Below are 14,285 nucleotides of genomic sequence, written 5' to 3'. Positions count from 1 at the left end.
ATTACATCATATCCTCTTCTTGGAATGATTTCGTTCTCTTGAACTGCCATAAAGCTACTCCAATAACAATCAATGAAAGGAGCATAGTGATAGCAGCAGCTTTAGAATATTGTGCAGATGTCATCGTGAGGCTGTAAATCCACGAAATCAGGATATCTGTGCCGCCGGCATTTGCGCCTGGCACAGCAGGTCCTCCGCCATTAAAGAGATAAATAATATTGAAGTTATTGAAGTTGAACGTGTATTGTGTAATCAAGATTGGCGCTGTTGCGAAAAGCACAAGCGGCAATGTGATGTTCTTGAACTTCTGGAAGTTTGTCGCACCGTCCACAGTTGCTGCTTCATATAATTCTTCAGGAATGGATTGAAGGACACCAGTGACCATTGCGAAAATGAACGGGAATCCAAGCCATGTTTGAATCATGATCAGTGCGATTTTCGTATACATCGCTTCTGTCATCCATGGAATTGGATCGATTCCAAAGAATCCAAGGATGTCACGGTTGATGGCACCAAATGATTCATTGAACATACCAGCAAATACAAGGATGGATACGAATGCTGGTACAGCCCAAGGAAGAATGAATACTGTACGGATGATAGCCTTTCCTTTAACATCCTTCTGATTTACGAGAATCGCAAGGAACATGCCCAATGCAACCTGGAAAGTTGTTGCGACAAATGTCCAGATGATTGTCCATGAAAGTACGGAGAAGAATGTCTGACGCCAAGATTCTAATTGGAACAAATCAAAGAAGTTTTTAAGTCCGACCCAGTCAACCAATTTTGCAGGTGGTGAATGGTACAGATCATAGTTAGTGAATGCTAGTAAAACGACGAATAGAATCGGGAATACAACAACAAAAATCAATAGCAGGAATCCAGGTGACATGATCAGGTATGGGAATCCATTATCGATCAGGTTATTGTATTGCTCTTTTACCGTGCTTAGACGCTCTCCCATGTCTCTTTTCAAGCCGGTCTTATATGCATCATTTAAGTTGAACAGATAGAAACCGATTCCAAAGATCAGGACAATGAGTGCCAAGATCCCTTCAACCATCAAGAAGATGGAATGGTCACGAGGCGTTTGCTCTCCCAGTGTAAACAGTCCCCATAGACCCATATTGAGCAGGTCTGAGAACACTCCGAAGAATGCACCAGTTAAAACTAAAAATGCGATTCCTTTTAAATATTGTTTGTTGTATAGCTGGCCTAGCCCTGGAATAATCGAAAGGGCAGTTGCTATTCTACGGTGGTTGGTTTGATAGGACTTCTCTTTCATCCTATATTCCCCTTTCTCTTTCTATGTTTTTTAAGGCTTCTCATCGTGTAACCCGCTTTTCCCGCCTTTTGAACCAATCCCGATCAAACATTTTCTTTGATAGAGAATGGATACAGCAGCTTTGAAAAACTGCAATCCCTGCGAGGAGACCTTGTTAAAAGCATCAGATGCTTTATGAGAACGAATACATTTTCATCCGTACAGAAGGAATTCCTCTTCCTGTATTATTCCGAAAACTCTTGTTTTCACTCTCATGAAGCACCTGATTAACTACCTCTATTTTAGCGCAACCGTTTGCTCAATGAAAGACTTTTTTACTGCAGTTTTCGTAAACTTTGTGACTTTTCACATGCCGGTTAGGAAAACACAGAAAATGGAATATTGGGCTGGAAAATATAACAGTACCCCCCGCGGGAGGTACTGCTATATCTACTGCTACTATTATTTAGAGTGGTTTTGCTCAATGTTTTGCTGAATTTGTTTTACAGCTGAATCAAGAGCTGCTTTTGGCTCTGCTTTGCCTGTTACAACAGTTTGCAATGCGCTAGCCATTGGTGCCCAAACTTCACCCATTTCAGGGATATTTGGCATTGGAACTGCGTCTTGAGTCTGAAGTGCAACAGCTTTAGCGCCTTCGTTTTCAGCGATTGCTGGGTCGTCAACTAAAGCCACGTTAGTTGGTACTTCAGCAGTTTGCTCGAAACGGTACTTAGCGTTTTCGTCGTTTGTGATGAACTCAAGGAACTTTGTAGCCCATTCCTGGTTCTTAGAGTATGAAGAAACGTGCCATCCTTTAACACCCATGAAAGTCTTCATTGGAGTTCCGTCAGCGAATTTAGGGAATGGAGCTGCACCATAGTCGATTCCAGCATCTTTCATGCCGCCGAATGCCCATGGTCCGTTCATGACAGAAGCAACATTACCTTCGTTGAATAGTCCGTCCATAGCAGATCCGCCGTTTTCACCGATGATTCCGTTAGGGAATAGTTTTTCAGCGTACCACTTCTGGATGTACTCAGTACCTTTTACAGCACCTTCGTTGTTCAAGCCAAGATCTTGAGGGTTAAGAGCGCCGTCTTTTTCCCCGAATACATATCCGCCGTTACCAGCGATTGGAGCGTGTGCAAAGTAGAAGTTATCCCAAAGTGCAAGGAAACCATATTTGCCGTCTTTAGTGTTAGCTTTTGCGAATTCATAAAGGTCTTCCATTGTAGCAGGAACTTCAGTCATAAGAGCTTTGTTGTAGATGAATACTGGAGTTTCAGCAGACTTTGGAAGTCCGTATAATTTACCATCGAAAGTTTGCGCTGAGATTGAAGACTCAGAGAAAGTGCTCTTCACATCGTCGCTTACATTAAGTTCAGCGATGTGTCCCTGGACTGCAAGTTCACCGATTTGGTCGTGTGGAAGAGTGATGATGTCTGGGCCAGTTCCAGCAGGGCCATCAAGACGTAATTGCTCTTTCATTTTTGTAGCCATTTCTACCTCTTTGAACTCGATTTTAACACCGTGTTCTTTTTCGAAGTCTGCAGCTACTTTTTCAAGCCAGCCAGACTTATCTTTATCTTCCCAAACTACTAGCTTCTCTGGTTTAGAAGCATCTTCTGTTTTCTCACCGTTGTCTTTTGAACCTGTGTTTTCTTCTTCTTTAGGTCCACAAGCAGCAAGTGCGCCAATCATTAAGACCAGCATCATGAAAATCGACAATGCCTTTTTCATGTGTATACCCCTCCTAAAAATGTGTAATTGCTTTTCATTGTGCAGATGGTCTTCCTATCTGTGCAAACGTTTGTAATTTAGTTTGCAACTCTATGAAAACGATTGCACAACCTACTTCTTATTATAAAGACTTAATTCTTTTTGACAACTAATTTTTTTATTTTTTTTAAAAGACAGCTCAAATCATTAAAGTTTTGTGAATCGGCTTTTTAATGATTGACATTTCAAAATGAGTGTTCTACCCTTGTTTTAATCTTGATATAATATAGTTCTTTCCGTTAAAATTTCACCAGGTAGAACTATGATAAATTCTACTCTACGTTTTTCATCATCACCTTATAAAAGAAAGGAATGGTCCCCCCTGTTAAAAGAAGCGATTTACCACCGTCCTAAAGATAATTATGCATACGCTTGCACTAATGAAGAATTACATATTCGCATTCGGACAAAAAAAGATGATATGAAAGAAGTTACCCTTCTGAATGGTGATCCATATGACTGGCAGGATGGAAAATGGATGACGAATACCGTCCCGATGATTAAAAGCGGGTCCGACCAGTTGTTTGATTATTGGTTTGTCGCAATCAAACCTCCTTTCCGCAGGATGCGATACGGATTCATATTAAATGACGGAAACGAAACAGCTTGTCTAACAGAAAAAGGGTTTTATGATGAACCACCTTTGGATGATACCGGCTATTATTTTACCTTCCCTTACCTTAATAATATCGATGTGTTCCGTGCGCCATCCTGGGTCAAAGATACAGTCTGGTATCAGATTTTCCCAGAGCGATTTGGCAACGGGGATCCATCAAATGATCCGGAAGGTGCTTTGCCATGGGGCAGTGCTCCTCCTGAAAGGGATAATTTCTTTGGCGGTGACCTACAGGGTGTAATCAATAATATCGACTATTTGTCGAAGCTTGGTATTACCGGTATTTATTTTACGCCTATTTTCAAAGCCTATTCGAACCATAAATACGATACGATCGACTACATGGAAATCGATCCGCAATTCGGTGACAAAGAAACGTTAAAGAAATTGGTCCAGGTTTGCCACGAACACGGGATCAAGGTCATGCTGGATGCTGTTTTCAACCACAGTGGTTTCTACTTCCCTCAGTTCCAGGATGTACTTGAAAAAGGTGAAGAATCACCTTATAAAGACTGGTTCCACACTAACGAATTCCCGTTAGTAATGGAGCCAAGGCCAAATTATAATACCTTCGCTTTTGAAAAATCGATGCCGAAGCTGAATACTGAAAATCCTGAAGTCATTGAATATCTGCTTGAAGTTGGACGCTATTGGGTGCGTGAGTTCGATATCGATGGCTGGAGACTCGATGTTGCCAATGAAGTTGACCACTCTTTCTGGCGAAAATTCCGCACCGAAGTGAAAGCAATTAAACCTGATATCTATATCCTCGGTGAAATTTGGCATGATTCCATGCCATGGCTCCGTGGTGACCAGTTCGACGCTGTCATGAACTATCCCTTCACGACCAATATCCTGAACTTGTTTGCACGCGGGACCATTTCGGTGAAAGAATTTATCGAAAACATGACGACCGTCAATCATATGTATCCGAAGAACGTCAATGAAGTCGCCTTCAACTTGATTGGCAGCCATGATACTCCAAGAATTTTGACCGAGTGCGGCCATGACGAGGATAAACTGAAACAAATCTTTACTGTATTGCTTTCTTATATCGGCACTCCATGTATCTATTACGGAGATGAAATCGGCATGAGCGGCCCGCAGGACCCAGGCTGCCGTGAGTGCATGAAGTGGAATGAAGAAGACCAGAACAAGGATATGTTCGAGCATGTCCAAAAGATGCTCCAGCTTCGCAAAGAGTATCCGCTGCTGGCAAATGAAGGTGAACTTCACTTCATTCCTTCCGATTATCATGAAAGCTGCTTTGCCTACACGAAATCAAACGGCGAAACAACCATTTTGGTCGTCGTGAATATGAGTGATGAAGAAGCAAGCTATCATCTGCCATTTAATTTGAAAGGCAAAAAAATAACCAATATCTACACTGGTGAAGAATATGCGGCTGAAAGCGATGACCTTACAGCCAAGATTGCCGCAAATGGATTCGCATTGTTCCAATTTTAAAAATCGCAGCCCCCTTTCCTGATTTGGAAAGGGGTTTGCTTTTTTTTAGCTGTTAATAAACTTTGTAGCTTTCTCAAGCATAAGTGAAAATCCGCTTAGTTCTCATTCCCGTTTGTTAATGAAAATGAGTACTTTCGGATTCTGAATTTTTCAGAATAAAGTTTTTTCGGAAAACGAATCATTTTCGCTTCAATTTCCTCCTATAGTCTGTATAATGAAAGAATTGAATGACAACTTGGAGATGTAAAACATGAAAAATAAAACTGCTAAATTATCGCTTTTTGCCATTACTTGGCCACTCTTTATTGAAATCCTGCTATATATGCTGATGGGAAATGCGGATACGCTGATGCTGTCCCAGTATTCGGATAACTCCGTGGCTGCAGTAGGTGTTTCCAACCAGATTCTTTCCATGGTAATCGTGATGTTCGGCTTCATTGCGACCGGAACTGCCATCCTTGTTGCCCAAAACCTTGGTGCGAAAATGGATGATGATGCACGTGAGGTTTCAGCTGTCTCAATTGGTGCGAATCTTGTATTCGGACTGGTCCTGAGCGCAGCCGTTTTCATTTTCAGCGAGCAACTGCTCAGATTGATGGACTTGCCCCCTGAACTTTTTGATGAAGCCAATTCCTATTTACGGATTGTCGGTGGCTTTTCATTCATCCAGTCGCTGATCATGACAGTCAGTAGCATCATTCGCAGCTATGGATTCACACGTGATATCATGTATGTCACAATCGGCATGAACGTGCTGAATGTCATCGGCAACTATTTCTTCATCTTCGGGCCTTTCGGCTTCCCAGTCCTTGGTGTAGAAGGCGTGGCGATCTCCACCACCGTCAGCCGGGTCCTCGGATTGCTGGCAGCCATTTATGTGATGACGAAAAGAGTTCCCGGCTCACTGCCACTTTCAATGCTGTTCAGTTTTCCAAAGAAACATTTGAAAAACCTCCTTAATATCGGGATTCCTTCTGCCGGGGAGCATTTGAGCTACAATGGATCACAAATGGTCATCACTTATTTTATCGCCACACTTGGAACACAAGCTTTAACGGCAAAAGTTTATACCCAGAATGTCATGATGTTCATCTTCCTTTTCAGCATCGCCATCAGCCAGGGAACACAAATTTTGATTGGGCATATGGTTGGTGCAAAGGAAATCGAGAATGCTTATAAACGTGCATTAAAAAGCCTGAAGCTGGCGATTATCATATCCATCGTTACAGCTTCGATTGTCTCCTTCTTTTCAAAAAACCTGTTGGGAATCTTCACTGATAATCTGAGTATCATCGAACTCGGCACCACCTTGATCTTGCTTACAATCATCCTTGAACCAGGCAGATCCTTTAACTTGGTACTGATCAGTTCGCTCAGGGCAGCGGGTGACGTGAAATTCCCTGTATATATGGGAATCCTTTCGATGTGGGGAGTCAGTGTCACCTTGTCTTATTTCCTTGGAATACATCTTGGTATGGGGCTGGTTGGAATATGGATCGCCTTCATCGCCGACGAATGGCTCCGCGGACTTTTGATGCTCTGGCGCTGGAGATCACGAGTATGGGTGAAAAAATCATTCGTACCGGATTCCCAGCCCGTGCAGGCCGAATAGTTTGTGGAGATGAAACCGGCCGCTTATGGGGCGGTCAACTCTTATTCGTATCCTTATAGAGGGCGTTTCCCCCGCATAAGGGTACGATTCATTCTTATTCGTATCCTTATAGAGGGCGTTTCTCTCGCATAAGGGTACGATTCATTCTTATTCGTATCCTTATAGAGGGCGTTTCCAGTCAAGTCCTGGTTATTGTGTAAAATTAACGGCAAGTAATCTCAACCAAACCCTTTCATTTTTTTGCGAAACTTCCATGGTTTCTTTTCTTCATCTTCGGGAAGGGATGTCAAATGGTTTTCAATTTGATATCCCTTCCCGGAGATGTAATCATCCATGATGGAAGTGGAGCTGAAAATGCGGCTAATATACCCGACCCTTTAAAGATTTCCTCTTTGAGTAGTCTGACACATGGTAATGCATCAGAACAGCGCCAACCAAACGATACGCAGATTGGGAATTAGGGAAAATACGAATCACTCTTTCTCTTCTACGAACCTCCTGGTTCAGCCGTTCCAATGAGTTGGTGCTTCGGATATGGATCCTGATAGCTTCTGGGAAATTCATATATTGTATGGTATCTTCGAAACCTTCATCTAATATAGCAAGCGCTTTTCCAAACCTTGACTCATTACTAAAACGGTTCATCAATTCATCCTTGAACCGGCGTACATCTTCAATCGTAACTGCTTCAAATACTCGCTTAATCATCATGCGGATTTCGGCTGAATCCTTTTTAGGCAATTTATCAATAATATTCCGTTTGAAATGGACATTGCATCTTTGCCAAGCAGTGCCAATAAATTCACGTTGGATGGCTTTCTGTAGTCCTTGGTGGGCATCTGAAATTATAAGTTTTGGTGATTGGAGTCCGCGTGATTTAAGCTGTTGAAAAAAACGGCTCCAGCTTTCAAAACTTTCCGTATGGTCAACACTAAGGCCAAGGATTTCACGTGTATGATTCTCTGTAATGGCTGTTGCAATATAAACAGCCTTAGATACGACACGATGGTGCTCTCGCACCTTTATATACATGGCATCTGCAAAAACGTAAGGGTAGTAGGTAGTATTCAAAGGTCGCCCAGCCCATTCATTTACAATGGGATCAAGCTTCTGTGTAAGGGATGAAACAAAGGACTTGGAAACATTCTTTCCACAAAGCTGTTCCACGATGTTGGTCACTTTCCGGGTCGAAACACCATTGACAACCATCTCCAACATGGAGAGGACCATAGCTTGATCACACCGGGCATACTTTTCGAAAACGGTGGTTGAAAATTCTCCATTACGCGTCCGTGGAACCTTTAGGGCTATATTTCCAATACTCATCAACAGCTCACGTTCATAGTAACCGTTCCGGTAGTCACGACGTTCGACAGCACGTTCATAAGGTGCAGCCTTTAAATAGTCGTCTCTTTCCTTTTCCATAAACTCATTTAATACCAACACAACGGCAGATTTAATCACCATATCAAGATTGGAATTTACAATAGCTTCTTTTAAAACATCAACATTCAGGTTAAACTGTACTTGAGTCATTTATATTCCTCTTTTCACTTGTTTATCGTGGTTGAAAACAGTGTTGCCAAGAGTGAATAAAATGACTCTTTATTTTTACACAATTATACGGACTTAATCGCGTTTCCTTCACATAAGGGTACGATGCGCTCTTATTCGTATCCTTATAGAGGGCGTTTCCTTCACATAAGGGTACGATTCGCTCTTATTCGTATCCTTATAGAGGCCGTTTCCTCCGCATAAGGGTACGATTCGCTCTTATTCGTATCCTCATAGAGGGCGACTTCGCTGCATAAGGGTACTGCAGGTTCGGACTCCTGACACGCACTTCCAGAACTCTTAACATATTAAAGTTAAAGCAAGCCCTTTCCCAGGGCTTGCTTTTTTAGTCTGCTATATTGATATTGTAATCCCTGAACCATATATGGATTTGTGCTAGCTGTGCCAGCAGTTGCGGACCTGTCATGAGCTGGCCGAACCATGGCACTTTGAAGGATGCGCCCTCGCTCTCAATCATTTTTTGCAGTGTAGCCCTATCGAAGAATTCATGCAGCGCACTGTTTGAATCGGCCATGAAATCAGACAGCATCCCTTGCACTGCCTGGGTATAGGCCGGGTGATGCGTCTTCGGGTACGGACTCTTTTTACGATACAATACTTCATCTGGCAGGACGCCTTCCAATGCTTTGCGCAGGATTCCTTTTTCCCTGTTGCCGTGCATCTTCATTTCCCATGGGATGTTCCAGACATATTCAACAAGACGATGATCGGCAAACGGCACCCTTACTTCAAGGCTTGCTCCCATGCTCATCCGGTCCTTCCGGTCTAAAAGTGTGGTCATGAACCAGATGATATTTAGATAGAATAGTTGTCTCCGCTTGGCATCGCTATGGCTCTCCCCATCAAGCAGAGGCACCTCTGAAATCGTATCATTGTATTTTGCCATCATATAATCTTCAAGACTCAGTTTTTTCCGCCAATGGTCCCTCAGCATGTTCTGGCGCTCATTAATAGACCGCATCCACGGAAAACCTTTACGATTCAAATCTTCCTCCCTATGAAACCACGGATAGCCTCCGAAGATCTCGTCTGCACATTCACCTGAAAGCCCTACCGTAAAGTCCTGTTTGATTTCGCGGCAGAACCAAAGCAGCGAGGAATCAATGTCGGCCATCCCCGGCAGGTCCCGGACATGAACTGCTTCTGTCAGATAGTCTGCCAGATCATGCTGTGTAATGATGCTGTTATGATGAACGGTGCCATATGTTTCTGTCATCTTATTGATCCAAAAGGCATCAGCATTAGGCTGGAACTCACTTTCCTTAAAATACTTATCATTGCCTTCGTAATCGATTGAGTAGGTGTGAAGGCTACCCTTGCCCTCTGCTTTGTAATGTTCGGCAGCAATCGCGGTGATGGCGCTTGAATCCAGCCCGCCCGATAGGAAGGTACATAATGGTACGTCTGAGACCAGCTGCCTGGTGACGGCATCCGTGAATAGATTTCGCACTTTTTCAGCTGTCTCATCAAGAGTATCCATGTGTTGCTCGCTTTTCACATTCCAATATCTCCATACTTTAAGCCCATTTTTTGAAAAAGTAAGACCGTGGCCTGGACGAAGCTCCTTCATGTTTTTAAAAATGCCTGCCCCTGGAGAACGGGATGGCCCAAGCCCAAATACCTCACAAAGTCCTTCTCTGTCTATCTCAGCCTCCACTTCTGGATGAGCCAGCAATGCCTTTTGCTCAGAAGCAAACATAAGGCCTGATGCTGTTTCGAGGAAAAATAGCGGCTTCACGCCCAGCCTGTCGCGGCCAATGAACAGTTGTTCCTGCTGTTGATCCCAGACAGCAAAGGCAAAGATACCGTTTAAATGCTCCAGACAGTTTTCCTTCCATTCCATGAAAGAAGTAAGCAAAACCTCTGTATCAGAATGACCTTTAAAAGAATATCCTTTTAATAGCAGTGCTTTTCTGAGGTCCTCTGTATTGTAAAGTTCTCCGTTATAACAAATGGTATAACGGTTGTCTCCCTGTGTTCTGGTCATTGGCTGTTTGCCTCCCTCGGGATCGACAACTACCAGCCTTTTATGCCCCAGCGCAGCATGCCCCGAAGTCCATACATTTGTATCGTCGGGACCTCTTTTACTTAAAGTATCCGCCATTTTTGCCATGGTCTCCCGTTCATGATCCAGGTTTTTCCGAAAATCTATCCAGCCTGTTATTCCACACATTTGTTGATCATTCCTTTCAGCGGAACTTTTTGATGTCAATCAGCACTATCTCAAACATGATAATAGTTTAAGCATTACTCATCTTATGCAGATACACCCCAACTGGTTAATTGCCTATCTTTCAAATCATGTTATAAATTAGCCAAAATCTGTCTACAAAGAAGGTGAGCGATAATTAACGGAGGATTCACATGAACCGACAACAACGAAGCAATCTAATTGATTTCCAGCCCCGCGCATTCAACGTCGGGACAGTAGAATTTATTAATTCACAATGGGTTTTCTTTGATGAAGAAACAGATGAGGCCGCACTTGTCGATGAATTCATCCACCAAGAGGTTGAAGTGCAGAGGAACAATAAATGGTGCAAAGGTTTTTTGCTCGATAACGGCTGCATTCAGACCGGCAATGAGAAAATAAATTTACAGGACCAGGAAATGGTCAGAATCAGGAAACAGCTGATTTATTCATTCGAGCGTTTGCTTGATGAGTTAAATGATGAAGCTTTTGTCCAATTCATCAATACTTTGAATTCGCTCAATTTTTCAATCTATGACTGTATTTATTGTTATAATCACTTGACCTTCCTTGATCACGAACAAGGAGTTTCGGGAGTCAACTTCTTGATCCTCGATAATGAGGAATTCATCTGCAGCGTCCAGCATCACTTCGATTACTTTGAAACACAAAATGACAGGTTCGAATTAACTTTGAATAACGGGAGAAGGACCGTGATTGAGAGGATTTCATAAGAAAAGTGCAAGCGCATTGGTCAGCCCCGACAATCGTTGGAGGGCTTGACAGTGAAGTCGCTCTTTGACTTCATTGGCAGGACCGAACTCGAAAAGCGTAGGCGACTGCCCAACTCCGACAAGCGTTGGAGGACCTGACAGTAAAGTCGTTCTTGACTTCATTGGCAGGACCGAACTCGAAAAGCGTAGGCGACTGCCCAACTCCGACAAGCGCTGGAGGACCTGACAGTGAAGTCGTTCTTTGACTTCATTGGCAGGACCGAAGCGTCTCGAGGAGTTAGAAGCCGCAGCTAGGCAAACATCTCGAGCTGCTCAAAGCTAACGCTTCTCGCAAGATACTCGAGGAAGCAGTTCCGAGGGAGAAAACTAGCTAGGCGCTGGAGCTAGACACTAATCTAAGTGAAAAATTCACACTTTCTTATCCAATAAGAAAAGAGCCCGCACAATGTGCTGGCTCTTTCTGTTATTTTACCGTATATTCAATCTTTTCCATTGTCCTGAACCCTTTTTCAAAGGCCGCAATGTCAAGTGGCTTCTCAATGTAAAAGCCCTGTGCGTAATGGCAATCCAATTCCCTCAAAAGGTTCAACTGTTCATGCGTCTCGACACCTTCGGCAACAATTTTCACAGAAAGTCCCTGGCCCATGGTAATGATTGCCTTAACGATTGCGATATCAGATGGGTCATCATGAAGATTATTGATAAATGATTGATCGATTTTCAGCGTGTCAATCGGTAAATTACGCAAATAACTTAATGAGGAATATCCTGTGCCGAAATCATCAATCGAAACCTTTACCCCTAGTTCCTGCAGTGATTTCATAACCGAGATGCTATAGACGATATCTTCCAGCATGGCACTCTCTGTCAGTTCCAAGGAGAGGTATCCTGGACCAAGCTGTGAAATCTCAAGAGCTTCAATCACATGCCCAATAAAGGCATGATGCTGGAACTGATATGCTGAGACATTCACTGAAATACCAAGGTTCGGGAATCCATTCTGCTGCCAGGCTTTTGTCTGGACACAGGCAGTTGTCAGCACCCATGCTCCAATTTCCTCAATCAACCCTGTTTCCTCTGCCAGAGGAATAAACTGTGCAGGCGAAACCAGGCCAAGGTGCGGATGCTGCCAGCGGATGAGGGCTTCTGTACAGGTAATCTCCCCGGATTTCAAGTCCATAAGCGGCTGGTAGCAAAGGTGAAATTCATTCTTTTGAAGCGCTTTCCTTAAATAGCTTTCAAGCTCAAGCCGGACCATGGCCTGATCGTTCATTCCAGTTGAGAAGTAAGTAATCTTATTCCCGCCTTGATTTTTCGAACGATTCATCGCAATATCAGCATTCTTCAACAGGACTTGTTCATCAAGACCATCTCCCGGGAATGAGCTGATTCCGATGCTCGCCGTGACGATGAACTCCTGACTTTGATAAGACAGAGGCATGGAAATAATGTTTTGCAATTCCCTCGCAAATCGTGTCGTCTGATCGATGCTGACATTCTCCGTCAATAGCAGGGTGAACTTATCCCCACTGAATCTGCCAAGAAAAGCTCCTGCTGGGAGGCGCTCCAGGATTCTCTCCGCCAGCTCCTTCAGAACAATATCTCCTGCATAATGCCCTAAGCTGTCATTGATGATTTTGAAGCGATCAATATCAATAACAAGTACGGCAAGAAGCTCTTTCCTATGCTTGGCGCGATGAAGCATTTCTTCCAGCTGTTCGGTAAACCTCATTCTATTCGGCAAACCTGTATCCTGGTCATAATAGGCCAGCTGAATGATTTTTTCCTCTGATTTTTTCTGAGCTGTGATGTTCCGGCCGATACCATACGTTCCCACACATGCTCCATTAACGGTAATGGGTATATTTTTCATTTGAAAGATCTGCGCTTCACCGCTCTTGATTGGGATTTCGATTGTATAAGTCTGATCCTTGCCTTTAAGCGCCTGTTTGAAATGCATTTTAGCTCGATGCACATCTTCCTCTTTGATGAAGTCGAGCGCTGACCTGCCAATAAGATCATCCTCTGTATAGCCAAAGGTTTTCATGAATGCCTGATTGATACTTGTGAAATTCCCTGTTAAATCTGTCGAATAGACAAAATCACCATTGTTGTCAAACAACGAACGGTAGTATTGCTCAGACACTTTGAGGCTTTCATTGAGGTCTTGGATGTCCTGTTGTGAAACTTCTACTAAATTGTTCAATGTATTGATCATGTATTGATCTTGTAAAACAGGATTAAGTTCTTGTTTATCAATTATAGTAAATGTGACGATATACTTTTTTTCATCCGTAAAGCAGCCTCCTGCTTCACAGCTCAGCACAGTTGAAGCGGGAAGCGAATTTTTCAGCATCCGCTCCAGGTGCTGGAGGTCTTGTTTTTCTTTCTGACTGTAAAAGATCTGCACGAGCAGATTGCGGTGGTCTTTGAATGAATTGCCCTCTATAAAGCTATTAAGTTGTTTTTCATTCTCGTAAAAGCAGCTTTTTGTCGTAGCCATTGCATTCTCCAATTATCATATTTCTCCAATAACCCTTACCTCTTAAATTATCATATTTCTTTAGGTTAAGATATGACAAAAAAAGAAAAAGCTGCCTATAATGACAGCTTTCTTTCGACAATTCCATATTAGAATAAGTATGTTCCAAGCGGAAGTGAAAAACCTAAGTACAAAACAAGAAGAACTGCGACAATGAATTGAATCCACAACACTGACGCTTTTTCTTTCTTTTTTGTACGGATTAAAATCATTTCCAGCATGGATATTACCCACAGGCCTACTGCCGCTTTCAGCACATACATCAGGTTGATGTTGATGCTGAAAAGGAGCCAGAAACCAGTCAATAGAATCAGCACGTAGAACAATCTAAGAACCATTTGGACAATTTTCGCGCCCTTTTCCTTACCGCTTTTATGTAGACCAAGTGCTACGAAGAATAAAACTAGAGCCAAAAACCAGGCTGTCATATGGGCATGGATCATGAACCCGTCCTCCTATTAGTAAATTCTAAAATATCATACCATACTCAATAAGAATTTCATAA

At 42.9% G+C, this 14,285-nt stretch carries 9 protein-coding genes; 3 read left to right on the top strand and 6 right to left on the bottom strand.

All coding sequences use genetic code 11. The annotated features are described in order from the left end of the window. Position 1: 1 nt before the first annotated feature. Positions 2-1,285 carry a carbohydrate ABC transporter permease gene (locus tag LGO15_RS06765; RefSeq protein WP_167832146.1) on the bottom strand — a complete coding sequence of 428 codons (1,284 nt, stop codon included), beginning with the start codon at positions 1,283-1,285 and terminating at the stop codon, positions 2-4. A 441-nt stretch (positions 1,286-1,726) separates the two neighbouring features. After that, the gene (locus LGO15_RS06760) at positions 1,727-3,004 is read right to left on the bottom strand and encodes a sugar ABC transporter substrate-binding protein (RefSeq protein WP_167832145.1); all 1,278 of its coding nucleotides are present in this window, start codon (positions 3,002-3,004) and stop codon (positions 1,727-1,729) included. A 361-nt stretch (positions 3,005-3,365) separates the two neighbouring features. On the opposite strand from LGO15_RS06760, the gene LGO15_RS06755 reads away from it, so the two are divergent. Together LGO15_RS06755 and LGO15_RS06750 are read left to right on the top strand one after the other, a co-directional pair. Next, positions 3,366-5,126: an alpha-glycosidase gene (locus tag LGO15_RS06755; protein ID WP_226087834.1), complete on the top strand. Its 1,761-nt coding sequence runs from the start codon at positions 3,366-3,368 to the stop codon at positions 5,124-5,126. 250 nt (positions 5,127-5,376) lie between these two features. Further along, entirely contained in the window at positions 5,377-6,738 is a 1,362-nt protein-coding gene (locus LGO15_RS06750) for an MATE family efflux transporter (RefSeq protein WP_167832144.1), read from the top strand. 360 nt (positions 6,739-7,098) lie between these two features. On the opposite strand, the gene LGO15_RS06745 is transcribed toward LGO15_RS06750, so the two are convergent. Together LGO15_RS06745 and asnB are read right to left on the bottom strand one after the other, a co-directional pair. Then, positions 7,099-8,274 (bottom strand): IS256 family transposase, encoded by a 1,176-nt coding sequence (locus LGO15_RS06745; protein ID WP_226085015.1) that lies wholly within the window; start codon positions 8,272-8,274, stop codon positions 7,099-7,101. A gap of 364 nt (positions 8,275-8,638) precedes the next feature. Further along, positions 8,639-10,486, bottom strand: a complete 1,848-nt coding sequence (asnB, locus tag LGO15_RS06740) for an asparagine synthase (glutamine-hydrolyzing) (RefSeq protein WP_226087145.1) — start codon at positions 10,484-10,486, stop codon at positions 8,639-8,641. Positions 10,487-10,677: 191 nt separating this feature from the next. Here asnB and LGO15_RS06735 point away from each other — a divergent pair, with 191 nt between their 5' ends. Further along, complete coding sequence (locus tag LGO15_RS06735; protein WP_167832142.1) at positions 10,678-11,238, top strand: DUF2777 domain-containing protein; 561 nt, start codon at positions 10,678-10,680, stop codon at positions 11,236-11,238. A gap of 463 nt (positions 11,239-11,701) precedes the next feature. On the opposite strand, the gene LGO15_RS06730 is transcribed toward LGO15_RS06735, so the two are convergent. Next, the gene (locus tag LGO15_RS06730; RefSeq protein WP_226087144.1) at positions 11,702-13,741 is read right to left on the bottom strand and encodes an EAL domain-containing protein; all 2,040 of its coding nucleotides are present in this window, start codon (positions 13,739-13,741) and stop codon (positions 11,702-11,704) included. A 128-nt stretch (positions 13,742-13,869) separates the two neighbouring features. Next, positions 13,870-14,223: a YisL family protein gene (locus tag LGO15_RS06725; protein ID WP_167832140.1), complete on the bottom strand. Its 354-nt coding sequence runs from the start codon at positions 14,221-14,223 to the stop codon at positions 13,870-13,872. Between the last annotated feature and the right edge of the window lie 62 nt (positions 14,224-14,285).

Origin of the sequence: Mesobacillus sp. S13, assembly GCF_020422885.1 — a bacterium.
Classification (GTDB): Bacteria; Bacillota; Bacilli; order Bacillales; family Cytobacillaceae; genus Mesobacillus; species Mesobacillus selenatarsenatis_A.
Note: the sequence above shows the minus strand (reverse complement) of the source record. Positions and strands in the feature narration are given on the sequence as shown.